Annotated in this window: 23 protein-coding genes; 16 read left to right on the top strand and 7 right to left on the bottom strand. The window is 73.7% G+C overall.

The genetic code is table 11. The features are described 5' to 3' along the window. Positions 1-8: 8 nt before the first annotated feature. The 8 genes from ACIBCA_RS31150 to ACIBCA_RS31115 are packed head-to-tail and all read left to right on the top strand — an operon-like array spanning position 9 to position 9,182. Positions 9-428: an acyl-CoA thioesterase gene (locus ACIBCA_RS31150; protein WP_396286516.1), complete on the top strand. Its 420-nt coding sequence runs from the start codon at positions 9-11 to the stop codon at positions 426-428. Beyond that, positions 425-2,818 (top strand): FAD-dependent monooxygenase, encoded by a 2,394-nt coding sequence (locus tag ACIBCA_RS31145; protein ID WP_396286395.1) that lies wholly within the window; start codon positions 425-427, stop codon positions 2,816-2,818. Before ACIBCA_RS31150 ends, ACIBCA_RS31145 begins: the two co-directional genes overlap by 4 nt. Before the next feature lie 7 nt (positions 2,819-2,825). Continuing rightward, complete coding sequence (locus ACIBCA_RS31140; RefSeq protein ID WP_396286394.1) at positions 2,826-3,809, top strand: carbon-nitrogen hydrolase family protein; 984 nt, start codon at positions 2,826-2,828, stop codon at positions 3,807-3,809. Next, positions 3,806-4,933: a cupin domain-containing protein gene (locus ACIBCA_RS31135; RefSeq protein ID WP_396286393.1), complete on the top strand. Its 1,128-nt coding sequence runs from the start codon at positions 3,806-3,808 to the stop codon at positions 4,931-4,933. Before ACIBCA_RS31140 ends, ACIBCA_RS31135 begins: the two co-directional genes overlap by 4 nt. Before the next feature lie 34 nt (positions 4,934-4,967). Beyond that, positions 4,968-5,861 (top strand): fumarylacetoacetate hydrolase family protein, encoded by an 894-nt coding sequence (locus ACIBCA_RS31130; protein WP_396286392.1) that lies wholly within the window; start codon positions 4,968-4,970, stop codon positions 5,859-5,861. A gap of 44 nt (positions 5,862-5,905) precedes the next feature. Beyond that, the gene (locus ACIBCA_RS31125; protein ID WP_396286391.1) at positions 5,906-6,661 is read left to right on the top strand and encodes an Asp/Glu racemase; all 756 of its coding nucleotides are present in this window, start codon (positions 5,906-5,908) and stop codon (positions 6,659-6,661) included. Between the two features lie 50 nt (positions 6,662-6,711). Further along, positions 6,712-7,566, top strand: a complete 855-nt coding sequence (locus tag ACIBCA_RS31120; RefSeq protein ID WP_396286390.1) for a PaaX family transcriptional regulator C-terminal domain-containing protein — start codon at positions 6,712-6,714, stop codon at positions 7,564-7,566. After that, positions 7,563-9,182, top strand: a complete 1,620-nt coding sequence (locus tag ACIBCA_RS31115) for an amidohydrolase (protein WP_396286389.1) — start codon at positions 7,563-7,565, stop codon at positions 9,180-9,182. Before ACIBCA_RS31120 ends, ACIBCA_RS31115 begins: the two co-directional genes overlap by 4 nt. A gap of 11 nt (positions 9,183-9,193) precedes the next feature. On the opposite strand, the gene ACIBCA_RS31110 is transcribed toward ACIBCA_RS31115, so the two are convergent. Then, positions 9,194-9,715, bottom strand: a complete 522-nt coding sequence (locus tag ACIBCA_RS31110) for a universal stress protein (RefSeq protein WP_396286388.1) — start codon at positions 9,713-9,715, stop codon at positions 9,194-9,196. A gap of 184 nt (positions 9,716-9,899) precedes the next feature. On the opposite strand from ACIBCA_RS31110, the gene ACIBCA_RS31105 reads away from it, so the two are divergent. Beyond that, complete coding sequence (locus ACIBCA_RS31105; RefSeq protein WP_396286387.1) at positions 9,900-10,544, top strand: alpha-ketoglutarate-dependent dioxygenase AlkB; 645 nt, start codon at positions 9,900-9,902, stop codon at positions 10,542-10,544. Positions 10,545-10,589: 45 nt separating this feature from the next. On the opposite strand, the gene ACIBCA_RS31100 is transcribed toward ACIBCA_RS31105, so the two are convergent. The 3 genes from ACIBCA_RS31100 to ACIBCA_RS31090 all read right to left on the bottom strand — a co-directional run bounded on the left by ACIBCA_RS31100 (position 10,590) and on the right by ACIBCA_RS31090 (position 13,806). After that, positions 10,590-11,438, bottom strand: a complete 849-nt coding sequence (locus tag ACIBCA_RS31100) for a carbohydrate ABC transporter permease (RefSeq protein ID WP_396286386.1) — start codon at positions 11,436-11,438, stop codon at positions 10,590-10,592. Continuing rightward, entirely contained in the window at positions 11,435-12,415 is a 981-nt protein-coding gene (locus tag ACIBCA_RS31095; RefSeq protein ID WP_396286385.1) for a carbohydrate ABC transporter permease, read from the bottom strand. The genes ACIBCA_RS31100 and ACIBCA_RS31095 overlap by 4 nt, the downstream gene beginning before the upstream one ends. Before the next feature lie 80 nt (positions 12,416-12,495). Then, positions 12,496-13,806 (bottom strand): extracellular solute-binding protein, encoded by a 1,311-nt coding sequence (locus ACIBCA_RS31090; RefSeq protein ID WP_396286384.1) that lies wholly within the window; start codon positions 13,804-13,806, stop codon positions 12,496-12,498. A 359-nt stretch (positions 13,807-14,165) separates the two neighbouring features. Here ACIBCA_RS31090 and ACIBCA_RS31085 point away from each other — a divergent pair, with 359 nt between their 5' ends. Continuing rightward, on the top strand, positions 14,166-14,972 hold the full coding sequence (locus ACIBCA_RS31085) for an IclR family transcriptional regulator (protein WP_396286383.1): 807 nt from the start codon (positions 14,166-14,168) through the stop codon (positions 14,970-14,972). Positions 14,973-14,996: 24 nt separating this feature from the next. On the opposite strand, the gene ACIBCA_RS31080 is transcribed toward ACIBCA_RS31085, so the two are convergent. Beyond that, complete coding sequence (locus ACIBCA_RS31080; protein ID WP_396286382.1) at positions 14,997-15,617, bottom strand: DUF2867 domain-containing protein; 621 nt, start codon at positions 15,615-15,617, stop codon at positions 14,997-14,999. 75 nt (positions 15,618-15,692) lie between these two features. On the opposite strand from ACIBCA_RS31080, the gene ACIBCA_RS31075 reads away from it, so the two are divergent. From ACIBCA_RS31075 to ACIBCA_RS31060, 4 genes are all read left to right on the top strand, one after another. After that, positions 15,693-16,325: a TetR/AcrR family transcriptional regulator gene (locus tag ACIBCA_RS31075; protein WP_396286381.1), complete on the top strand. Its 633-nt coding sequence runs from the start codon at positions 15,693-15,695 to the stop codon at positions 16,323-16,325. Continuing rightward, positions 16,312-17,778 carry a carboxylesterase/lipase family protein gene (locus ACIBCA_RS31070; RefSeq protein ID WP_396286380.1) on the top strand — a complete coding sequence of 489 codons (1,467 nt, stop codon included), beginning with the start codon at positions 16,312-16,314 and terminating at the stop codon, positions 17,776-17,778. The genes ACIBCA_RS31075 and ACIBCA_RS31070 overlap by 14 nt, the downstream gene beginning before the upstream one ends. A 124-nt stretch (positions 17,779-17,902) precedes the next feature. Then, positions 17,903-18,241, top strand: a complete 339-nt coding sequence (locus ACIBCA_RS31065; protein ID WP_396286379.1) for a hypothetical protein — start codon at positions 17,903-17,905, stop codon at positions 18,239-18,241. Next, complete coding sequence (locus ACIBCA_RS31060) at positions 18,238-18,405, top strand: hypothetical protein (RefSeq protein WP_396286378.1); 168 nt, start codon at positions 18,238-18,240, stop codon at positions 18,403-18,405. The genes ACIBCA_RS31065 and ACIBCA_RS31060 overlap by 4 nt, the downstream gene beginning before the upstream one ends. A gap of 114 nt (positions 18,406-18,519) precedes the next feature. Here ACIBCA_RS31060 and ACIBCA_RS31055 read toward each other — a convergent pair whose 3' ends face one another. Beyond that, the gene (locus ACIBCA_RS31055) at positions 18,520-19,077 is read right to left on the bottom strand and encodes a universal stress protein (protein WP_396286377.1); all 558 of its coding nucleotides are present in this window, start codon (positions 19,075-19,077) and stop codon (positions 18,520-18,522) included. A 247-nt stretch (positions 19,078-19,324) separates the two neighbouring features. Beyond that, the gene (locus ACIBCA_RS31050) at positions 19,325-19,717 is read right to left on the bottom strand and encodes a ribonuclease (protein WP_396286375.1); all 393 of its coding nucleotides are present in this window, start codon (positions 19,715-19,717) and stop codon (positions 19,325-19,327) included. Between the two features lie 312 nt (positions 19,718-20,029). Here ACIBCA_RS31050 and ACIBCA_RS31045 point away from each other — a divergent pair, with 312 nt between their 5' ends. Beyond that, the gene (locus ACIBCA_RS31045; protein ID WP_396286374.1) at positions 20,030-21,592 is read left to right on the top strand and encodes a carboxyl transferase domain-containing protein; all 1,563 of its coding nucleotides are present in this window, start codon (positions 20,030-20,032) and stop codon (positions 21,590-21,592) included. A gap of 449 nt (positions 21,593-22,041) precedes the next feature. Further along, positions 22,042-22,434 (top strand): transglycosylase SLT domain-containing protein, encoded by a 393-nt coding sequence (locus ACIBCA_RS31040; RefSeq protein ID WP_396286373.1) that lies wholly within the window; start codon positions 22,042-22,044, stop codon positions 22,432-22,434. Positions 22,435-22,571: the final 137 nt, after the last annotated feature.

Raw genomic sequence — 22,571 nt, 5'->3', positions numbered from 1 at the left:
CGGCGAGCGTGGCCATCGAGCGCCGGGTCGAGTGGTCGGACACGGACGCCGCCGGGCACTACCACTTCTCCGCCGTGCAGCGCTGGGCGGAGGCGGCCGAGGCCGCGCTGCTGCGCCGCCTCGGCCTCGCGGAGCTGTTCGGGCGCATCCCCCGGGTGCACTTCGAGGCCGACTACCGCGAGCGGCTCTGGTTCGGGGACGTGGTGCGCACCGAGCTGCGGGTGGTGCGGGTCGGCGGCTCCTCGCTCCACTACGCCTTCGAGGTGCACGGCCCGACCGGCCTGGCCGCCGCCGGGCGGATGTCCGTGGTGCACGCCGTGCCCCCCACCACCGGGGGTGCGCGGCCGAAGGGTTCCGAGCCCTGGCCGGAGCCCGTCCGCCGGGCCCTGGCCGAGGCCGGGCCGCAGGCCGAGGAGGTGATCGGATGACCCGGATCGCCGTGATCGGGGCCGGGCCCGGCGGGCTCTACTTCGCCGCGCTCGCCAAGCAGTCGGACCCGTCCCGCGAGATCACCGTCTTCGAGCGCGAGGCCCGCGAGGCGGAGTCCGGCTTCGGCGTGGTGTTCTCCGACGAGACCCTGGACGGCATCGCCCAGGCCGACCCCCGCGTCTTCGCCGCGATCGGCGCCGAGTTCGCCCGCTGGAGCGACATCGACGTCCGGTACGCGGGCCAGGTCCGCACCAGCGGCGGGCACGGCTTCGCCGCCCTGGACCGCAACCGGCTGCGCGCCATCCTCCAGGAGCGCTGCGCCGAGCTGGCCGTCGACGTCCGCTACCGCACCCCCGCCCCTCCCGTGGACCAACTCACCGACGCGTACGACCTGGTGGTGGCCGCCGACGGCATCCACTCGGCCACCCGCGCGGCCTTCGCCGACGTCTTCCGACCCGAGCTGGACGAGCGTCACAGCCGCTACATCTGGCTCGCCACCGACCTGCCCCTGGAAGCCTTCACCTTCATCGTCGAGCGCTTCGACTTCGGCACCGTCCAGGTGCACGCCTACCCGTACAGCGCCGCCCGCTCGACCTTCATCGTCGAACTCGCCGAGGCGGACTGGCGCCGCGCGGGCTTCGAGGCCCTGGCCGCACGGGAGTTCGCGCGCGGCGAGAGCGACACGGCGAGCGTCGGGCGCTGCGCCGAGCTGCTCGCCGCCCACCTCGGCGACCACCGGCTGATCCCCGACGCCTCCCGCTGGATCCGCTTCACCACCGTGCGCAACGCCCGCTGGCACCACCGCAACCTCGTGCTGCTCGGCGACGCCGCGCACTCCGCGCACTTCTCGATCGGCTCCGGCACCAAGCTCGCCCTGGAGGACGCGCTCGCCCTGGCCGCCGCGCTGGGTGAACAACCCACCCTGGAGGGGGCGTTGGCCGCCTACGAGGCGGAGCGCCGGCCCGTCGTGGAGTCCACCCAGCGCGCCGCCCAGGCCAGCCTGGAGTGGTTCGAGACGGTCGGACGGCGCACCGGGCAGGGCGCCGACCAGTTCGCCTTCAACCTGCTCACCCGCAGCCGCCGCGTCACCTACGGCAACCTGCGCGAGCGCGACCCGGCCTTCGTCGACGCCGTGGACACCGCCGTGGGCGGCTCCCCCGGGGTGGCGCCGATGTTCCGGCCGCTGAAGCTGGGCGCCCTGGAGCTGCGCAACCGCATCGTGGCGCCGCCGCTGGCCACCTTCACCTCGCCGGACGCCCTGCCCAGCGCCTTCGACCGCGCCCAGCTGACGGGCCTGGCGCTCGGCGGCGCGGCACTGGTGATCGCCGGGATGACGGCCGTCAGCCCGGAGGGCCGGGCCACCGACCACTGCCCCGGCCTGTGGAGCGACCGGCAGGAGGCCGCCTGGCGCGAACTCCTCGCCGCCGTACGGTCGGTGAGCGACACCCCGATCGGCCTCCAGCTCACCCACGCCGGCCGCCGCGCCGCCACCGCGCCGCCCGGCCCGGACGGCGTCGGCCTGCCGCTGCCCCGGGACGACGGCTGGCCCACGATCGCCCCCTCCCCCCTGCCCTGGGCCCCCGGGTACCCTGCTCCCCGGGCCGCCACCTCGGACCAACTCGCCGCCGTCACCTGCGACTTCGCCGAGGCCGCCGAGCGCGCCGCCCGCGCCGGGTTCGACGCGCTGGAGCTCCAGTTCGGCCACGGCCACCTGCTCTCCTCCTTCCTGTCCCCGCTCACCAACCGCCGCACCGACCGCTACGGAGGCCCGCTCGCCCACCGACTGCGCCTGCCGCTGGAGGTCCTCACCGCCGTCCGCGCCGTCTGGCCCGCCGGGCGGCCCCTGCTGGTGCGGGTCTCGGCGAGCGACTGGGCGCCCGGCGGCACCACCGAGGCCGAGGCGGTGGCCGCCTGCCGCGCCTTCGGCGAGGCCGGGGCCGACGCGGTGGACGTCTCCACCGGCGAGGTGGTGGCCCACCAGAGACCGCCGTACGGGCGCGGCTACCAGACGCCCTTCGCCGAGCTGGTGCGCGCCGCCACGGGCCTGCCGACCGTCGCCGTCGGCGCGATCTCCGGCCACGACGACGCCAACTCCGTCCTACTCGCCGGCCGCGCCGACCTGGTCGCCGTCGGCCGCGCCCACCTGTACGACCCGCTGTGGACGCTGCACGCCGCCGCCGAGCAGGGCTACCGAGGCCCGGCCGCGCCCTGGCCGCAGCCCTGGGCGGCGGGCAGCCGCAAGCCGCCCGGCCCCGGCGCCGACCGCGTCGCCCCGCGCCTGCACCTGCTGCGCGCCACCGCCCCGCCCGTCCACCGCCGCTGGCACCCGGGCGCACCCGCGCCCTCCGCCCCGACCCCGCCCGCCGCACCGACCCCGCCCGAGGAGTGAAAGAGGAGTGAACGGAACCGTGCTGGACCTCCCCCGATTCACCGCCGCCGCCGTCCAGACGGCCCCCGTCTACCTCGACCCGGCCGCCACCGTGGACAAGGCCGTCTCCCTCATCCACGAGGCGGCCCGCAACGGCGCCTCCCTGGTCGTCTTCCCCGAGGTCTTCGTCCCCGGCTACCCGTACTGGAACTGGACGATGACCCCGGTCCAGGGCTCCCCCTGGTACGAGCGCCTCTACCGCGCCGCCGTGGACGTGCCCGGCCCGCACGTGGAGGCGCTGTGCGCCGCCGCCCGGCAGGCCGGGGTGGTCGTGGTGATCGGCGTCAACGAGCGCGGACGGCACAGCCTCGGGGTGCTGTACAACACCCTGCTGATCATCGGCGACGACGGCGAACTCCTCAGCACCCACCGCAAGTTGGTCCCGACCTGGGCCGAGAAGCTGACCTGGACCCAGGGCGACGGCAGCACCCTGCGCGTCCACCGCACCTCCGTCGGCCCGCTCGGCGCCCTCGCCTGCGGCGAGAACACCAACCCGCTGGCCCGCTTCACCCTGATGGCGCAGGGCGAACTCGTCCACGCCGCCTGCTACATCGCCCTGCCGGTCGCCCCCGAGGACTACGACATGGCGGAGGCGATCACCCTGCGCACAGCCGCCCACTGCTTCGAGGGCAAGCTGTTCACGGTGGTCTCCTGCTCCACGATCTCCCCCGAGATCGCCGACCTCATCGCCGGGGACGACCCGCTGGTGCGCAAGCAACTCGCCCGCCCCCGCGCCGCTTTGTCCGGGATCTTCGGACCGGACGGCCGCCCGGTCACCGAGCCGCTGGTGGACGAGGAGGGCATCGTCTACGCCGAGATCGACCTCGGCCGCTGCATCCAGCCCAAGCAGATGCACGACATCGTCGGCCACTACAACCGCTTCGACGTCTTCCGGCTGCACGTGGACGACCGCCCGCTGCGGCCCCTGGTGTTCCCCGAGGAGCAGTCATGACCGATACCGGTACCCCCTTCGACGACGACAGGATCGGCCGGGCCCGCGTCACCGACAGCCCGGAACTGCTCGCCTACTACGAGGAGTTGGCCAAGGTCCAGGCCGGGGCCCTGTGGACGGTCGCCAACGAGATCGAGCCCTGGTACCCGCAGCCGAAATCCGTCCCCGTCCTGTGGCGCTACGAGGACCTGCGCCCGCTGGTCCGGAAGGCCCTGCCACTGGTCAAGGCCGACGACGCCGGACGCCGGGTGGTGATGCTCGTCAACCCCGGACGCCGCGAACTCAGCGCCGCCGTCGGCCTGTTGTACACCGGCCTGCAGATCATGGGCCCCGGCGAGGCGATGACCGCCCACCGCCACCAGGCCGCCGCCCTGCGCTTCGTCCACGAGGGCGTCGGCGCCTGGACGATCGTCGACGGCCAGAAGCTCAGGGTCGGCCCGCGCGACTTCGCCATCACCCCCAACGGCACCTGGCACGAGCACGGGAACGAGTCCGAGGACGAGCCGGTCATCTGGCAGGACGGCCTGGACATCCCGCTGGTCAACACCCTCGACGCCAACTTCTACGAGGTCCACCCCGAGCTCCACCAGCGCCCCGGCCCGGTGGTGAACTCCTCCCTGCTCAGCCACGGCGGCAACCTGCTCCCGTACGGTGTCGAGAAGTGGAGCCGCCCGTACTCCCCGCTGCTCGGCTGGCCCTGGGAGCCCAGCTACGAGGCGCTGCGCCGGCTCGCTCGCGCCAGTGAGGGATCGCCCTACGACGGCGTGATCATGGAGTACACCAACCCCGTCACCGGCGGGTCCGTGATGCCCACCATGGGCGCCCACCTGCAACTGCTGCGCCCCGGCCAGGCCGCCCGCGCCCATCGGCACACCGGCTCGGTGGTCTACACCGCCGCCCAGGGCCACGGCGTCTCGGTGATCGCCGGACAGCGCTTCGAGTGGAGCCGCGGGGACGTCTTCGTCGTCCCCGCGTGGGCCTGGCACGAACACGAGAACCTCGACCGGGGCGAGGACGCCTGCCTGTTCTCCTTCAACGACTTCCCGGTGATGCACGCCCTCGGCCTCTACCGCGAGGAATCCCACCCCGACGGCCACCAGCCCACCACCGCCCGACCCGCCTGACCCGCCCGATCCGCCCGATCCAGGAGACAGCCCGATGCACCTGCTCACCTTCCGCACGGACGGCGACGCCACCGCGCGCCTCGGCGCCCGGATCGGCGCCGACCGCGTCGCCGACCTGACGGCCCTCGCGAGCGCCGCCGGGGTCGAACTGCCCGGCGACCTCCTCGGGTTGGTCCGCGCCGGACAGCCCGCCCTGGACCTCACCCGGGAACTGCTCGGCACGCACCCGGCCACCCGCCCGCTCGCCGAGGTGACGCTCTGCGCCCCGCTGCGCCCGGGGAAGATCGTCGGCGTCGGCCTCAACTACGTGGAGCACGTGGAGGAGTCGCACCGCACCCTGGACACCGACCGCGAACTCCCCGACCGTCCGCTCCTGTTCGGCAAGCCCTCCACCTCCGTCACCGGCCCCGGCGCGCCGATCCCGCACAACGCCGACCTCACCAAGCAGCTGGACTACGAGTGCGAACTCGCCGTGGTCATCGGCGCGTCCGCCTTCCGGGTGCCGGAGGAGGACGCCCTGCGGCACGTGTTCGGCTACAGCATCGTCAACGACGTCAGCGCCCGCGACCAGCGCCGCTCGGGCCAGTGGTTCTTCTCCAAGGGCCAGGACGGCTTCGCCCCCTTCGGCCCGGTCGTGGTCACCGCCGACGAGATCCCCGACCCCCAGCGCCTCGACCTCTCGCTCACCGTCAACGGCGAGCTGCGCCAGAGTTCCAACACGCGCCACATGCTCTTCGGCGTCGCCCGGCTGATCGCCGACATCTCCTCCGGCGTCACCCTCGAGCCCGGCGACGTGATCGCCACCGGCACCCCCGCCGGCGTCGGCTCCGGCATGGTCCCGCCGCAGTTCCTCCAGCCCGGCGACCTCGTCGAGGCCACCGTCGAGCGCATCGGCACCCTCACCAACCCCGTGGTCGACGCCCGTTGAGAGACGCGCCCGGAGGCGCCCGAAGGAAAGGAACAGGCCCGCCGATGCCGCCCACGTACCGGATAGGCCAGATCGTCCCCAGCTCCAACGTCACCATGGAGACCGAGGTCCCCGCCCTGCTGCGCGCCCGCGAGGCCGTCGCCCCCGAGCGGTTCACCTTCCACTCCAGCCGGATGCGGATGACCAGGGTCACCCCCGAGCAACTGCGCGCCATGGACGCCGAGTCGGACCGCTGCGCCGTCGAGCTCTCCGACGCCCGGATGGACGTGATCGGCTACGCCTGCCTGGTCGCCGTCATGGCCACCGGCCCCGGCTACCACCGCGAGGCCGAACGGCGCCTGCACGGGCGCACCGCCGAGAACGGCGCCCCGGCGCCCGTGGTCACCAGCGCGGGCGCCCTGGTCGCCGGACTCCAGACCCTCGGCGCCCGCAGGATCGCCATGGTCACCCCGTACCTGCGCCCGCTCGCCCGTACGGTCGTCGGCTACCTCGCCGAGGAGGGCATCGAGGTGCTCGACCACGCCGCCCTGGAGATCGCCGACAACCTGGACGTGGCCGCCCACGACCCCGCCAAGCTGCCCGGCATCGCCAAGGGCCTCGCCCACACCGACGCCGACGCGGTCGTCCTCTCCGCCTGCGTCCAACTGCCCTCCCTGTCCGCGGTGGAGGAGGCGGAACAGCTCCTCGGCAAACCGGTCGTCTCGGCCTCGATCTGCACCACCCACCAGCTGCTGCGCGCCCTCGGCCTGCCCGCCTTCGCCCCCGGGGCGGGGCGGCTGCTCTCGGGCGAGTACGCCTGACTATGATCACCGGGACCGCCGGGGAGGAGGGCCCGCACACCGTGCAGCAGATGCCACAGATACCGCAGTTGCCGCAGAGCGCGCCTCCCCGCCCCAGCTCCCTGATCCACACCGTCTACGGCGAGTTCATCCGCCGCCTCGGCGGCTGGACATCGATCGCCGACCTCATCGCCCTGATGGCCGAGCTGGACGTCGACGGCCCCGCCGTCCGCTCGGCCATCTCCCGGCTGAAGAAGGCCGGCACCCTGCTCCAGGAGCGCCGCGGCGCCACCGGCTACCGCCTCGCCCCCGCCGTGGAGCCGGTGTTCGAGGAGGGCGACCGCCGGATCTTCCACAGCCTGGAGCCCGCCGACCTCGCCGACGGCTGGGTGGTCGCCGTCTTCTCCGTCCCCGAGTCCGCCCGCGCCCACCGCCACCAGCTGCGCTCCCGGCTCAGCTGGCTCGGCTTCGGCAACGCCGCCCCCGGCGTCTGGCTGGCGCCCGCCCGGCTGCTGCCGGACGCCCGGCGGCTGCTGGAGCGCCTGGACCTGAGCGCCTACGTCCACCTCTTCCTCTCCGCCGAGTACGCCGGCTTCGCCGATCTCCGTACGGCGGTGGCGAGTTGGTGGGACCTCCCGGCGATCGACGCGCAGTACGCGGCCTTCTCCGACACCTGGCGGCCGGTCGCGCGGCAGCCGCGCACCGAGGACCCGGCCGAAGCCTTCCGCGCCTACGTGCCGATGCTCACCCGGTGGCGCCGTCTCCCCTACCTCGACCCCGGGCTGCCCGAACCGCTGCTGCCCGACGCCTGGAGCGCCGGCGCCGCCCGCGCCGTCTTCGCCGAGCTGCACGGGAAACTGGCCGAGCCGAGCCTCCGGTACGTCGAGAAGGTCACCGGACTCGCCCACCCCCAGGAGTCGCCATGAACAACCTCGCCGACCACGCCGACCACGCCGATCTGCTGATCCGCGCCACCGTGCACACCCTCGCCCCCGGCCAGCCCCCGCAGCGGGCGATCGCCGTCACCGACGGCCGGATCACCGCCCTGGCCGCCGAACCCGACGGCCTGGACGCCCTCATCGGCCCGGACACCGAGGTGCTGAACGCCCCCGACGCCACCGTGCTCCCGGCCTTCGACGACACCCACACCCACCTGGTGATGGCCGCCCACAGCGTCCACGGCGTCCCCGTCCACCGGGCCCGCGACCTCGCCGGCTTCCTCGACCTGATCCGCGAGCGCGCCGCCACCACCCCGGCCGGCCACTGGATCACCACCACGGTCAACTGGCAGGAGGCCCTCCTCGCCGAGCAACGCATGCCCACCACCACCGAGTTGGACGCCGTCACCACCGACCACCCGGTGCTGGTTCGCCGCGGCGCGTACAACATGGTGCTCAACTCGCCGGCGCTGCGCCTGGCCGGGATCACCGAGGAGACCGAGGCCCCGCCCGGCGGCGTGATCGAGCGCGACGCCGAGGGCCGGATGACCGGCCGGCTGATCAACCGGGCCATCGAGCCCGTCGAGCGGGTCCTGCCCCGCCCGGGCCTCGCCGAGCGCGTCGAGGGCCTGCGCGCCGCCTCCGCCGCGTACGCCTCGACGGGCATCGGCACCGTCCGCGACTGCGCCGTCCCGATCGAGGACCTGGACGTCCTGGACGCGGCCCGCGCCGAGGGCGCCCTCGCCGTCCGGGTCCGGGCCCTGGTCTCCGGCTTCGCCGCCCGCACCCGCGAGCAGGTCGACGCCCTGCTGGACCGGATGGACGACTGGCGCGCCTCCGGCCGCGACGACGACCGACTGAGCCTGTGGGGCGTGAAGTTCGGCATCGACGGCGGCTTCGAGGCGGGCGCGCTGGAGGAGCACTACGAGGGGCAGCCCTGCTACCACGGCCACCTGCTCTGGGAGCCGGAGGAGCTGGTCGCGGCGGTGGACCGGGTGGTCGAACGCGGCTGGCGCGTCGGCGTGCACGCCTGGGGAGACCGCGGGCTGCGCGTCCTGCTGGACGTCTTCGAGCAGGTCCTCAAGCGCCGCCCGGGCCTGGCGCCCGGCACCCTGGTGGTCGAGCACGGCGGCCTCGCCCGCGCCGACCAGCGCGCCCGGGCCGTCGCCCTCGGGATCCCGGTGACCGTCCAGCACCCGCTGCTGCACGACGGCGCGCTCACCCTGCGGCGCGGCTGGGGCGAGGAGCGCACCAGCGCCGTCTTCCCGCTGCGCGAGTGGCTGGACGAGGGCGCCGAACTCTCCGCCGGCTCGGACTTCCCGATCGGACCGTACGGGGCGATGCTCTCCGTCTGGGGCATGACCACCCGCGACACCACCGCCGGGGTCCTCGGCCCCGAGCACGCCCTCGCGCGCACCGAGGCGATCGCCCTGCACACCGTCAACGCCGCCCGCCTCACCGGCGAGAGCGCCCAGCGCGGCAGCCTGCGCCCCGGCACCCTGGCGGACCTGACCCTCTGGCCGGTCGACCCGCTGACCTGCCCGGTCGAGAGGCTGCACGACCTCAGGCCCACCCGGACGATCGTCGACGGCCGCACGGTCTAAGCGGCCACCAGCTAAGCGGCCACCAGCTCCCGCAGGTCGACCCCGTCCCGGTGCAGCGCCCGAAGGTCCGCGTGCAGCGTGGACGGCGGGACGACCAGCACGCCGCAGCCCGCCCGGTCCAGGCACCGGCGGCGGACGGACCCGCGCAGCAGCCGGTGCGCCCGGCCGCGCACCAGACCCTGCCGTCCGGCGCTGATCACCAGCAGGTCCCCGGGCCGGTCGGCGAGGCCCGTCAGCACCTCGGCGGGCTCACCGCGCACGACCATCGGCTCCATCGGCACCCCGATCGGCAGCCCTCCGAACGCCTCCTCCAGTGCCGAGCCCAGCCGGGCCCCGGCGGCCTGCTGCCAGGCGCGCAGCAGCGAGGGGCAGGGCCGCGCCCGGTAGTTGCGCTCGCCGCCGACCGGGGTCCAGGCGAGCACCGGCACCAGGACGGCCCGCCGGGCCCGGGCCTCGTCCGCCGCCCGGTGCAGGGCGGTCAGGCTGTGCAGCGAACCGCTGACTCCGACGATGACGCGCGCGACGTCCGACATGATCCTTCGCTCTCCGATGCCAAACCGATCCAGTGTCTGCGATAACACTCCCACAGCCACCATCAAGCCTTCAAATTAAAGCCTAAACCTGAACTTCAGCCTTGCATCCAAAAATCCACCGCCCCCCGCGGCCCCGGATTCGCGGATTCGAGCACCCGTTCGATTCAGGGCGTACGCTGGCCCCATGCACGGCACCGTCCACCTCCAGCCCTCGCTGTTCGACGACGCCCCGGCCGCCGGAGGCGTCCCCCTGAACGCGCTCACGGGCCTGCGGCGGCTGGAACTCGGCGATGGCGCCTGGCTGGACGTCCTGCCCGGCTGGCTCCACGGCGCCGACCGGCTGTTCGAACAGCTGGCCGCCGAGGTCCCCTGGCGCGCCGAAAGGCGCGAGATGTACGACCGAACGGTCGACGTCCCGCGCCTGCTGGCCTCCTACCCGGCGGACGCCGAGCCCCCGCACCCCGTCCTGGGCGAGGCCCGGACGGCCCTGAGCCGGCACTACGCGCCCGAACTCGGCGAGCCCTTCCGCACCCTCGGCCTCTGCTACTACCGCGACGGCCGCGACAGCGTCGCCTGGCACGGCGACCGGATCGGGCGCGGCGACCGCGAGGACACCATGGTGGCGATCCTCTCGGTCGGCGAGCCGCGCGTCCTCGCCCTGCGGCCGCGTCACGGCGGCGGGACGGTCGTCCGCCGCCCGATCGGCCACGGGGACCTGGTGGTGATGGGCGGATCCTGCCAGCGCACCTGGGAGCACGCCGTCCCCAAGACCGCCCGCCCGGTGGGCCCCCGGATCAGCATCCAGTTCCGCCCGCGCGGGGTGGCGTGAGCCCCTCAGTCCTTGACCGCGCCCCTCAGTCCTCGACCGCACCCCTCAGTCTTTGACCGCCCCGGCCAGCCCCGAGACCAGCTTGCGCTGCACCGCGATGAAGAAGATCAGCACCGGCACCGTCATCAGCGTGGACGCCGCCATGATCCCGCCCCAGTCGTTCTCGTCCGGCTTGAAGAAGACCAGCAGCGCCGAGGGCAGCGTCTGGTTCTCCGTCGCGCTGATGATGAACGTCTTGGCGAACACGAAGTCGTTCCACGCCGCGATGAAGGAGAACACGCTGGTCGCGGCCAGCCCGGGCGCCACCAGCGGCAGCAGGATCCGCCACAGGATGCGCGTGCGGCTCGCCCCGTCGATCTGCGCCGCCTCCTCGATGGAGACCGGCACGGCGGCGACGAACCCGCGCATCATCCAGATCCCGAACGGCAGCGAGAACGCCAGCTGCACCAGCACCAGCGAGGCCAGGGTGTTCAGCCCGACGCCGGGCGCGAACGTCCCGGCGTCGCGGAACATGAAGAACAGCGGGATGGTCATCGCCTCGACCGGGATCATCTGGGCGATCAGGAACATCACCATGATCGTGGTCCGGAAGCGGAACCTGAACCTGGTCACGGCCACCGCCGCCAGGAACACCACCACCGCCGACAGCACCACCACCGACAGCGCGACCACCAGGCTGTTGACGAAGTACCGCCCGAACCCGTCCACGCTGAGCACCTGCCGGAAGCTCTCCAGCGTCGGGTGCGCCGTCCAGGGCTTCGGGTCCAGCGCCTGCACCTCGCCCTTGGGCTTGAACGCCGACAGGACCATCCAGAAGATCGGGAAGGCGGTCACCACCGCCACCACGACCGCCGTCCCGTTGGCGGCGAGGCGCCACCTGCTGCGCGTGTTCACAGCTCGTTCCCCGTCCGTCGCAGAGTGCGGATGTACAAGGCGGTCGGGATCACCAGGACCAGCAGCATGATCACGCCGATCGCCGCGCCCAGTCCGTACTGCGAGGAGGCGAACGCCTTCTGGTACGCGTACACGTTGAGCACGAGGTTCTGGCCGGCGATGCCGCCGCCGTTGGTCATGACGTAGATCTGGGTGAAGACCTTGAAGTCCCAGATCACGGACTGGATCACCACGATGGTCAGGATCGGCCGCAGCATGGGCGCGGTGATCCGGCGGAAGGTGGTCCAGGTGCCGGCGCCGTCGAGGGCGGCGGCCTCGTGGATCTCCTCGGGGATGGCGCGGATGCCCGCGTAGAGGGTGACCATCACGAAGGGGAAGGAGTGCCACACCACCACGGCGCCGACGATCAGGAACGCCGTCCACTTGTCGTAGAACCAGTTGAACTCGTGGAAGTCGCTGAGCCCGATCCGCTCCAGGGTGTGGTTGACCAGGCCCAGGTTGGTGTCGAACAGGAAGCTCCACACCGTCGAGCCGGTCATCGCGGGCGCCGCCCAGGCCGCCATCGCCGCCGTGGTGAGCAGCAGCCGGGGCCAGCGGCCGACCTTGGTGAGCAGCACGGCGAGGGTGGCGCCGACGGCCAGGGTGGCGACCACGCAGAACGCGGCGAAGCCGATCGTCTGGACGAGCACCGTCCAGAACTGGTCGTCCTCCAGGATCTTCGCGTAGTTCCCGAAGCCGACGAAGGAGGTCGGCGCGCCCCCGGACGCCTGCGCCTGCCCGAAGTCCAGGACGGACAGCAGCCCGAGCTGGTAGATCGGGTAGGCGACCAGCGGGATCAGGACGACCGCGGCCGGCAGGAGCAGCAGCAGCGGTGGCCTGCGGCGCCGGCCGCCCGGGGGTGCGGCCGGCGCCTCACCCCGACGGCGCCCGCGGGAGGAAGGCGGCGCCGTCGGGGCGGTCGAGGTGGGTACGGACACGTGCGGGACCTGCTCTCTGTCGCAGACTGCTCAAGTGACTGCTCGGTGACTGCTCAGTGACCGCTCAGCCGTGGAGCCGATCAGTGGGCCGCGAAGGCCGAGTTGATCTGCGCCGCGGCGTCGGTCGACGCCTTGGCCACGTCCGCCTTGCCGGTGACGACCTGCTGGAGCATGGTCGGGACGACCGACTGCGCGTCGATCTGCGCCCACGCCTGGTCCAGCGGCACGAACCTCGTCCCGGCCGCGATGGTGTCGGTGAACGGCTTGAGGAACGCGTCCTTGGCCGCGACCGTGCCGCTGACGGACTTGAGCGTCGGCAGGTTGCCCATCGCGTCGTACATCCGCTCCTGGTACGCGGGGCTCGCGAGCAGTTCGGCGAACTCCACGGCCAGGGTGCGGTGCTTGGCCGCCTTCATGACGCCGAGGTTGTTGCCGCCGGCGAAGGCGGGGGCGATGGAGCCGGCCTTCTCGCCGGGCAGCGGCACCACGCCGTACTTGCCCTTGACGGGGCCCGCGTCCACCTTGCTGCGGCTGGAGTTGGGCAGGATCGCCATCGCGGACTTTCCGGCCGCGAACAGGTCGACGGTCTTGCCGCCGGTGAGGTCCGCGCACTGCTGGGCGGGGCAGCCGTCCGCGCCGAACAGGTCGGTGTAGCGCTTGACGCCGGCCTGGGAGGCGGGCGAGTCGATGGCCGCCTTGTACGTGGCGCCGTCCTTGGTGGCGATGTCGCCGCCCGCGTCCCAGACGAAGGGCAGCGCGCCGAAGGTGTACTTGCCGCCGACGGCGATGCCGAAGGTGTCCTGGTGCGCGCCGTGGATCCTCTGGGTGGCGGCGACCAGTTCGGCGTACGAGGTGGGCGGGTTGAGCCCGGCCTCGGTGAACAGGTCGGTGCGGTAGTACAGCGCCCGGACGGCGACCCACCAGGGCAGGCCGTAGGTCTTCCCGTCGACGACGGCGGTCCTGGCGATCACCGGGTCGAGGTCGGCCTTGTCCTTCCACTTGTCGAGTTCGGCGCCGATCTCGGCGAGGCCGCCCGCGGCGACGTAGCCGGGCAGGTCGGTGTTGCCGAACTCGACCAGGTCGGGGGCGCTGTTGGGGTCGTTGAAGGCGCCCTTCATCTTGGCGGCGCGGGCGGCGGCGTCGGTGTCGATGTAGCTGACGTTGACGGTGACGCCCTGGTGGGAGGTCTGGAACTCGGTGACGGCCTTGGCGATCACGGCCTCCTTGGCCACGTTGCCCGCCTCGTTGAACAGCCAGACCTGCAGGGTGCCCGTCCGGTCGTCGGCCGCCTTGCCGCCGGCCGGTGCGGCGGTGCCCGGGGCGCAGGCCGTGGCGGCCAGGCATCCGGCGGCGAGCAGGGCGGCGATCGCGGTCCGTCCGGTGAGTCGCATGGGTGGAGACCTCCCCTCCCGACAGTTGCCGCCGAGACGTGCGCCGCTGGGGACGGGCGCGTCGAAGCAGGCCCTGACCGGGGCCGATGGTGGGTGAAGTGGTGGGGGTACGGCAGGGTGCAGCGCTTCGGATGGGCGTCGTCGCCTGCTCGTGGCAGGGACGTTAAGCGGGCACGATCGACCCCAACAAGAGGGGGTTCGCGAAGTTTTGCACTGCACAACGTTGTATCGAAGACGGGGGGACACGCCCCCGAAGGGGTACGTTCTGACGACCCCCGCCGATCCTCGAGACAGCCGATCCTCGAGACTGCTGATCCTCGAGGCAGCCGATCCTCAAGACAAGGGAACGGACCCCACCCATGACGGACACGGCGCCCAGGAAGCCCGCGACCGAACGCAACCAGTCCTCCTCGCTGCGCCGCGCGCTCGCCGTCCTCGGCTACGTCCGCGACCACAGCGACGGCCGGGGCGTCCCGCTCGCGCAGCTCGCCGAGGACCTCGACCTCAACAAGAGCACCGTGCTCAGACTGACCGGCCCGATGCTGGACGAGCACCTGCTGGAGCGCGACCGGGAGACCGGCCGGTTCCGCCTCGGCCACGGCTCCCTGCGGCTCGGCCAGGCGTACCTGTCCACCCTGGACCTGCGCAGCGTCGCCGCCGAGCACCTGCGCCGCCTCCAGCGCGAGGCCGGCGAGACCGTCCACCTGACGGTCTGGCAGGCGCCCGGCATCGTCTACCTGGACAAGGTCGAGGACGAGACCAACGTCCGGATGGCCTCCCGGGTCGGCAGCCGCGCTCCCGCCTACTGCACCGCCACGGGCAAGGCGATCCTGGCCTGGCTGCCCGACGAGGCCGTCACCGAGGTGGTCGCGGCGGGGCTGCGCCCGGTCACCGCCTGGACGATCTCGGACGAACCGAGGCTGCGCGCCGACCTCGCCCGGATCCGGGCCCGCGGCTACTCGATCGACGACCGCGAGAACGAGCCCGAGGTCCGCTGCGTCGCCGCCCCGATCTTCGACCACACCGGCGAGGTGACGGCCGCGCTCTCCGTGTCGGGCCTGACCTCCCGGATGACGGCCGCCCGGGTCCGCGCCCTCGGGCCGGTCGTCGCCCAGGTCGGCCTGCGGATCTCCCGGGAGCTGGGCTCGGACCGCCAGCCGTCCTGACGCCGACGACGACGGGCGGGCGCCTCACTCCGAGCCGGTGGCGGCCCGCCCTCGCCGGTTGGGCCGGCCGTACTCGAGCCACGCCCGCTCCCACTGGCGGGTCAGCACCGGATAGATGAAGACGTACCGGAACGGCATGATGAAGCCCATGTAGAGCCGCCCGAACAGGCCGTTGGGCTTGACCAGCGCGGCCATCCGCAGCTCGTACCCCCCGTCGTCGAGCCGCACCCAGCCCAGGTGCATGATCGTGTGCATCGTGAAGTTGCCCAGCTCGCGGGCCGCCTCGTTCTCCAGCTGGTACACCTCGCTGAACGGGTCGACGCCGGGGACGGCGTCCTCCACCGTCCGGGCGATCTCGGGCGGCAGACGGTCGCTCAGCGAGGCGACCCGCCCGCCCACGCTCGCCTCGGCGGTGTCCCAGCCGCACAGGGCGCCGAGCTTCCAGCGCACCGCGAACAGGAACCGGACCGGCAGCGGGTCCCTGCGGTCGGCGTAGGCGGTCTTCAGGGCCCTGACCATGACGGGGAAGTCCTCGGGCCCGGCATCGGGCACGCGGAAGGACCAGACGTCCTCGATCCGGAAGTCCCGGGTGAACTCGTGTATCCGCCACGGCTGTTCGGCGTGGGCCGCCTTCGGGATGCGCATCGGTCGTTCCTTCCTGGGCCGGGCACGGTTACGTAACCGCTGGTTTCGTTACTCCTGGTTCTGTATGGTGCACCCATGCCAGTACGGAAGCAAGCCCGCGCCCAGGGCGGCCGCCCCCGGGACGCCCGCGTCGACGAGGCCATCACCGCCGCCGTCCGCGACCTGCTCGTCGAAGTCGGTTACGCCCGGCTCACCGTGGCCGAGGTCGCGACCCGCGCCGGCATCGGCAAGCCGGCCATCTACCGGCGCCACGCCACCAAGCAGGAGATGATCTTCGACGCCCTGCTGCCGGACCGCTTCCTCGCCACCGCCCCCGACCGCGGCTCGCTGCGCGCCGACCTCGCCGCCCTCATCGAGGAGATCGCCGGCGCCATGGCCTCCGCCCCACCCGGGACGGTCCCCGGCATCCTGGCCGACATCCACGCCGACCCCGCCCTGCGCGAACGCTTCGACGAGAAGTACCTCGGCGTCCAGCGGCAGACCCTCACCGAGATCCTCGACCGCGCCGCCGAACGCGGCGAACTCACCGCCCGCCCCGACCCGACCGCCCTCAACGCCCTGCTCGTCGGCCCCGTCTTCGCCTGGCTCTTCCTGCTCTCCGAATCCCCCGACCGGCTCCCCGTCCTGACCGCCGCCCTCCTCGACGCGGCCCTCGCCCTCGCCACAACCCCCGCCCCCGCCCGGGTGCAACCCGATGCCCGCACCTGAGGCCCACACCCCGGACGGCACCCTGCGCGGCCGCCCCTCCACCCGCGCCCTCCAGTGGCGGGGGATCCCCTACGCGGCGGCGCCCGTCGGCGAGTTGAGGTTACGGGCGCCGCGCCCCGTGCGGCCGTGGACGGGAGTGCGCGACGCCACCCGGTACGGGCCGGCGGCCCCCCAGCGGCGCACCCCGATGGTGGGCCTGCGGCCCACCGGCGAGGCGTGCCTGACTCTCAACATCACCACGCCGCCCGGGAGTTCACCGACTCCACGGCCCGTCCTGGTCTTCCTCCACGGCGGCGGCTACCTCTTCGACACCGCCGCCCGCTACCCCGGCGACTCACTGGCGGCCCGCGGCGAGGTGGTCGTGGTGACGGTCGACCACCGGCTCGGCGCCCTCGGCTACGTCGACTTCGGCGAACTCTCCACGCCCGAGCGGCCGTTCGAGTCCAACCTCGGCCTGCGGGACCAGCTCGCCGCCCTGCACTGGGTGCGGCGCAACATCGCCGCGTTCGGCGGCGACCCCGGCAACGTCACCCTCTTCGGCGAGTCCTCGGGCGCGGACGCGGTCCTGACCCTGATGACCGTCCCGGCCGCCGCCGGACTCTTCCACCGCGCCATCGCCCAGAGCCCGGCCGCCGACTGGGCCGCCGTCGACGCCGAAGCAGCCCGCCGCTTCGCCCGCCGCCTCGCCCGCCGCCTCGCCCTCTCCCCTTCGGCGGCCACCCCCGAAGCCCTCTGCCGGGCCACCGACCGCGCCCTGCGCGAGGCACTGCGCACCGCCCCCGGCGGCTACCCGATCGCCCCCGTCGTCGACGGCGACCTCCTGCCGCAACACCCCCTGGACGCCTTCGCCGAGGGCCGCGCGCACCCGGTGCCGCTGATCATCGGCACCAACCGCGACGAGTGCACGCTCGCCCGCTTCGACCCCACCGTCCCCAGCACCGCACCCGCACTGCGCGCCGCCCTCCACCGCTGCGGCGCCGACCACGACCGCCTCGCCGCCGCCTACCCCGGCTACCCGAAACGCGCCGCCGCGATCCGCCTGGCCACCGACTTCATCCTGCGGCGCTCCGTCCAGGCCGTCCTCGACGCCCACAGCCACCGCGCCCCCACCTACGCGTACCGCTTCGACTTCGCCCCACCCCTCCTCCGCCTCACCGGACTGGGCGCCACCCACGGCCTCGAACTGCTCCCGGTCTTCGGCGGAGTCGACAGCCCACCCGCCCGCCTCCTGACCCTCGCCGGCGGCCACCACGCCTTCCGCACCCTCCAGCACGAGATCCAGTCCCACTGGCTCTCCTTCGCCCACACCGCCCACCCCCTCCCCACCTGGCCCCCCTACACCCCACCCCACCGCACCACCCTCATCCTCGACCACCCCTCCCACCCCGAGGACGACCCACACCCCGCCCACCGCCTCCTCTGGCAGGGCATCCGCATCCCCGGCGCGGGCTAGGCCCTGCCCGGCACACGCTCCAGCCGCGGCCCGGACGTCCGGGCCGCGCGATGCTTCGGCTGTGCTTCGCGAAGCGGGTAGTCTCGCGGCAGACGAGAGACGGGGTGGCGTCATGAGTCGGCCCATGTACGACGGAGTCGAGCTGATCCCCCGGCCCGAGCGGAGTCCGGCCGCACTCAAGGCGGCCCTGGCCGTCGTTGCCGCGGACCGTCTCCCGGAGATGATCGACGGGCAGACGGGGGCGATGGCCGAGGCCATCGCCTCGGGCAGCGTCCAGCCGATTCGCTCGTTCGTCGCACACTGGGCCGCCGTCGTGCAGATCGAGCGGCATCCGGCCACCGCCCGGGCCTATCACCGGGCGAACTACCTCGCCAACCACGCCGGCACCGTCCAGGAGTGCCGCGAGCACGCCGCAGCCGTTGCCGAGCTCTACCGCACCGCCTACGCGGCGGTGAACACGTGACCTGGAGCTGGGAGTACCTCCCCAGCGAGCAGCACGTCACCGCCGGCGCCCCGGCCGAGTTCCTTGCCGCCGTCGGGCAGCGGGCCGCCGAACTCGTACGTGCCTCGAAGGCGCTCCACCTGGACGGCGCCTCGTACCAGGGCAGTGGCGAGCCGATGCGCTAGCTCGACGTGGCCGGAGGTCTGCTCGCCTACTACGTCGTTCCCCGCCTGGAGCTCGTCGTGGTCTGCCAGGTCACGCCACCGCCGACGCTCTGACCCCTGAAGCTTCCGCCCGTATCACGGGCCGGTGACCAACTCCCGCAGGCCGTAACCGCGTTCGAGGGCCTCGAGGTCGCGCTGGAGTGCCGGGCGCGGGACGGTCAGGACCGGGCAGGTGGCCCGGCGTACGCAGTAGGCGGTGACGGAGGGGCGCAGCAGGCGGGAGAGGCGCCCCCGGTCGCGGCCCGCGCCGAGGACGAGGAGGTCTCCGGGGCGGTCGGCGCAGCGGATCAGCGCGTGTCCGGCCTCGCCGCGTACGGCCTGGCAGCGCAGGCGCGCGCCCGCGTACCGTCCGGCGAAGGCGTCGTCGAGGGCCTGGCGGAGCCGGGCGACGGCGGCGTCGCGTCCGGCGGTGGAGACGAGGGGGCAGGGGGTGCGGCGGTAGCCGAACTCCTCGCCGGGCGGGGTCCAGCACAGGACGGCGAGCACCTCGGCGTCCGTCCGGCGGGCTTCGGCGACGGCGCGGTGGAGCGCGGCGAGGCTGCCGAGGGAGCCGCTGACGCCGACCACGATCCGGCCCTCGGCCGTATCAGCGCCGTACGGGTCGCCCGTATCGCCCGTGTCGCCCTCGTCCATGGCCTGCTCCACCTCTCCGCCCGGTTCGCGCCACCGGCCCGGTTCGGGCCCGCGCGTTCCCCTCAGCAAAGCGGCCGGTCCGCGCCCCGGCCACCGGCGTTGACGCCGTCCTGACGCGGCGCCGGGCGTTCCGTACGGCTCCCTGACACGGGCCGACGCCGCGAAACGGCAGAACGGCAGGGCGACAGGACGGCCCCGGCGCCGAGGCACGCCGGGGCCGTCCGCTCCCGCGGTGGCGACCCGTGGGTCAGCAGGTCTGGTCGACGAGCCAGAACGTGGCGTAGTGGTCGCCGGTGTAGTAGTCCTCCTGGACGCCCTCGCCGGCGACGATGCGGCGGGCGCCGCGGGTCGGGGAGCCCGGGGTGATGACGGTGTACTCGTGGTAGTAGCCGTAGGACTGGCTCGGCAGGACGTGCTCGCGGTTCTGGAAGACCACGCCGTCCTGGGAGTAGGGGAACGGCCCGTCGGTGGCGATCAGGTTGAGGGTGTCGTTGGCCTCCGGGGGGAGGGTGGACAGACAGACCGATCCGCTCACGGCGGCGTGCGCGTCGGTCGCGACGGCGACGGGCGCGAGGGTCATCACGGTGACGGCGGCGACGGCGGCGGCGCGGGTCTTCCACGCGCGTAGAGTGCGAGTCATGTCCCCCAGTGTGGCGAGCCACGGTCAACTCCGAAAGCCTTGCGACAACAATTAACCGGCGGGTAACTCACCTGCCCGACCAGCGACTTGACCAGTATCCCGACTCCTCGGCCTCCCCCACCGGGGCCGTCCACGAACCGCCCGCCCACCCCATGGGCCGACCGCCGTCGAACAAGCACTTCTGCCGGTTCGCGCCCCTCACCACCCCTCTGTCGGCCTGCTCACACCTTCACCACGATCCCGGCCCCCGCCACCCCCGCCGCATAGAGTGACGGATCGTCTCGGACCGGAACGATCACCGACGGGGTGGACATGAGCACGGGCGCCGCAGCCGCACTGACCGCACGCCAGCTGATCGGCCTGCTCGTCGATCCGGACGATCCGGATGATCCGTCCGGCCCGGACGGCTTCGAGACCTGGGACGAACCGCCGGCCGCCCCGCCCGCCGACCCCGGCTACGCCGCCTCCCTCGCCCGCGCCCGCGCCCGCACGGGCCTGGACGAGGCGGTGCTCACCGGCGTCGGCCTGATCGACGGCCGTCCGATCGCCCTGGTCGCCTCCGAGTTCGGCTTCCTCGGCGGCTCCATCGGCGTCGCCACCGCCGAACGCATCACCCGCGCCGTCGAACGCGCCACCGCCGAACGGCTGCCCCTGCTCGCCCTGCCCGTCTCCGGCGGCACCCGCATGCAGGAGGGCTCCGCGGCCTTCCTCTGCATGCTGCGCATCACCGCCGCCGTCCAGGCCCACCGGGCGGCCGGGCTTCCCTACCTCACCTATCTGCGCAACCCCACCATGGGCGGCGTCTTCGCCTCCTGGGGCACGCTCGGCCAGCTGGTCCTCGCCGAGCCGGGCGCCCGCCTCGGTTTCCTCGGGCCGCGGGTGTACGAGGAGCTGCGCGGCGTGGAGCTGCCCCCGGACGTGCAGCGGGCGGAGACCCTGGCCGAGCGCGGCCTGGTGGACGCCGTCGTCCCGCCGCAGGAGCTGCGCGAACTGCTCCGCCGCACCCTCGCCGTCCTCTCCACCACCCCTCCCGCCGCCGCCCCTCGGACGACCGCCACCGCGACCCCGACCGCCACGGCGACCACCACCGCCACCGCGAGCACGCACACCCCCGACGCCTGGGACTCCGTCCAGCGCACCCGCCGTCCCGACCGCCCCGGCACCCGCGAGCTGCTGCGCCGCACCGCCGCCGAGCTGGTCCTGCTGGACTCCCCCGGCGGCCGCTCGGGCGCCCTGGTGCGGGCCCTCGCCGTACTCGGCGGCCGCCCCGTCCTGGTCGTCGGCCAGCAGCGCGCCACCCCCGGGCACGAGCGCCCCTTCACCGCCGCCGACCTGCGCGCCGTACGCCGCACCGCGCGCCTGGCCGAGCAGCTGGGCCTGCCCCTGGTGACGGTGGTGGACACGGCCGGGGCCGAGCTGTCCGCCGGGGCCGAGCTGGAGGGCATCGCCGTCGAGATCGCGCACTGCCTGACCACCCTGCTCGCCCTGCGCACCCCCGTCCTGGCCGTCCTCCTCGGCCAGGGCTCGGGCGGCGGCGCACTGGCCCTCCTCCCGGCGGACCGCGTGATCGCCGCCGAGCACGCCTGGCTGGCGCCGCTGCCGCCCGAGGGCGCCTCGGCGATCGTCCACCGGGACGGCGCGCACGCGGCCGAACTGGCCCGCTCCCAGGGCATCGGCGCCCGGCACCTGGCCGAGGTGGGCCTGGTGGACGAGGTGGTCCCGGAGCCCGAGGACCCGGCCGGGGCCCCGGAGGCGTTCTGCGCCCGCCTCGGCGATGCGGTCGGCGCCGCCCTCGCCACCCTCGCCGCCGCCACGGAGACCGACCGCCTCGCGGCCCGCGCCCTCCGCCACCGCCGCCTCGGCGACGTCCGGTAACTCTCCGTAGACACAAGGGCGGTACGGACCGTGCCGCCCCTCGACCTGCGCGTGACGGACCCCGGCCTCAAACGGTGAGTGCGCTCACACCCCGATCGCGTCCACGACGCCCGATAGTGGAGCGCCGCCCGCTCACTCCCGCCCGCCCCCGGACAGCCCTGAACGGCCCGTCCGCACAGCGCCGACAAGGCCCGAGCACTGCGCGATCACCGGGCCTTCGAATCCACGGCGGCCACCGCGCGTACGACGGTGCGTCGTAACGGAGGGGTCTTGGCGGGTGCCGATCCCCTCTGGCAACAATGGCTCCGTCGTCAGCCGCACCGGCACCTGTCCCGCCGGTGAACGGCTTGCTGCCGAGTCACGCCCCGTGACCGTCATGGCCCCTGTCCGGCCACGGTCGTCCAAGGCGGGGTGTGACCCGGCCCAACCCGATTGAGGTCTTGTTCTACATGCCCGGTTTCAAGCTCCGTATGCGCACTTCCGCCGCGATTCTCGCCGGCGCCGCCGCCCTGACCGCCCTCGGCGCGGGCGTCCTGCCCGCCACGGCCGCCAGCGCCGCCACCCCGCAGAGCGTCGCCGCGCAGATCGTGCCCGCGAACCAGCTGGCCTCGTTCAGCCAGATCATCTCCCACGAGTCCGGCTGGAACGTGACCGCGACCAACCCCAGCTCGGGCGCGTACGGCCTGGCGCAGGCGCTGCCGGGCTCCAAGATGGCCACGGCCGGCTCGGACTGGCAGACCAACGCGTCCACCCAGATCAAGTGGGCGCTGGACTACATGAACTCCCGCTACGGCAGCCCGAACGCCGCCTGGTCGTTCTGGCAGGCCAACCACTGGTACTAAGCCGACCCCGCCGGCACACCTGACCACTCCCCCCTCACCCCGGGGGTCGGACAGGGGCCTCCGAGGTGACCCGAGAGGGCCCGGGCCCGCGCGATCCGCGTGGCCCGGGCCCTCTCCGGCCTTCCCCCCTCGACGTC

It is taken from the genome of Kitasatospora sp. NPDC051170, from assembly GCF_044455705.1.
Classification (GTDB): domain Bacteria; phylum Actinomycetota; class Actinomycetes; order Streptomycetales; family Streptomycetaceae; genus Kitasatospora.
This window is presented reverse-complemented; position numbering and strand designations above follow the sequence as displayed.

Bases quoted from the DNA above. Each gene is read 5' to 3' on its own strand.
- ACIBCA_RS31075 (WP_396286381.1), top strand. From the start codon at position 15,693: ATGCCAGTACGGAAGCAAGCCCGCGCCCAGGGCGGCCGCCCCCGGGAC.
- ACIBCA_RS31050 (WP_396286375.1), bottom strand. From the start codon at position 19,717: ATGACTCGCACTCTACGCGCGTGGAAGACCCGCGCCGCCGCCGTCGCC.
- ACIBCA_RS31115 (WP_396286389.1), top strand. From the start codon at position 7,563: ATGAACAACCTCGCCGACCACGCCGACCACGCCGATCTGCTGATCCGC.
- ACIBCA_RS31085 (WP_396286383.1), top strand. From the start codon at position 14,166: ATGACGGACACGGCGCCCAGGAAGCCCGCGACCGAACGCAACCAGTCC.
- ACIBCA_RS31135 (WP_396286393.1), top strand. From the start codon at position 3,806: ATGACCGATACCGGTACCCCCTTCGACGACGACAGGATCGGCCGGGCC.
- ACIBCA_RS31065 (WP_396286379.1), top strand. From the start codon at position 17,903: ATGTACGACGGAGTCGAGCTGATCCCCCGGCCCGAGCGGAGTCCGGCC.
- ACIBCA_RS31080 (WP_396286382.1), bottom strand. From the start codon at position 15,617: ATGCGCATCCCGAAGGCGGCCCACGCCGAACAGCCGTGGCGGATACAC.
- ACIBCA_RS31125 (WP_396286391.1), top strand. From the start codon at position 5,906: ATGCCGCCCACGTACCGGATAGGCCAGATCGTCCCCAGCTCCAACGTC.
- ACIBCA_RS31070 (WP_396286380.1), top strand. From the start codon at position 16,312: ATGCCCGCACCTGAGGCCCACACCCCGGACGGCACCCTGCGCGGCCGC.
- ACIBCA_RS31055 (WP_396286377.1), bottom strand. From the start codon at position 19,077: ATGGACGAGGGCGACACGGGCGATACGGGCGACCCGTACGGCGCTGAT.
- ACIBCA_RS31045 (WP_396286374.1), top strand. From the start codon at position 20,030: ATGAGCACGGGCGCCGCAGCCGCACTGACCGCACGCCAGCTGATCGGC.
- ACIBCA_RS31090 (WP_396286384.1), bottom strand. From the start codon at position 13,806: ATGCGACTCACCGGACGGACCGCGATCGCCGCCCTGCTCGCCGCCGGA.
- ACIBCA_RS31110 (WP_396286388.1), bottom strand. From the start codon at position 9,715: ATGTCGGACGTCGCGCGCGTCATCGTCGGAGTCAGCGGTTCGCTGCAC.
- ACIBCA_RS31105 (WP_396286387.1), top strand. From the start codon at position 9,900: ATGCACGGCACCGTCCACCTCCAGCCCTCGCTGTTCGACGACGCCCCG.
- ACIBCA_RS31145 (WP_396286395.1), top strand. From the start codon at position 425: ATGACCCGGATCGCCGTGATCGGGGCCGGGCCCGGCGGGCTCTACTTC.
- ACIBCA_RS31120 (WP_396286390.1), top strand. From the start codon at position 6,712: ATGCCACAGATACCGCAGTTGCCGCAGAGCGCGCCTCCCCGCCCCAGC.
- ACIBCA_RS31040 (WP_396286373.1), top strand. From the start codon at position 22,042: ATGCCCGGTTTCAAGCTCCGTATGCGCACTTCCGCCGCGATTCTCGCC.
- ACIBCA_RS31130 (WP_396286392.1), top strand. From the start codon at position 4,968: ATGCACCTGCTCACCTTCCGCACGGACGGCGACGCCACCGCGCGCCTC.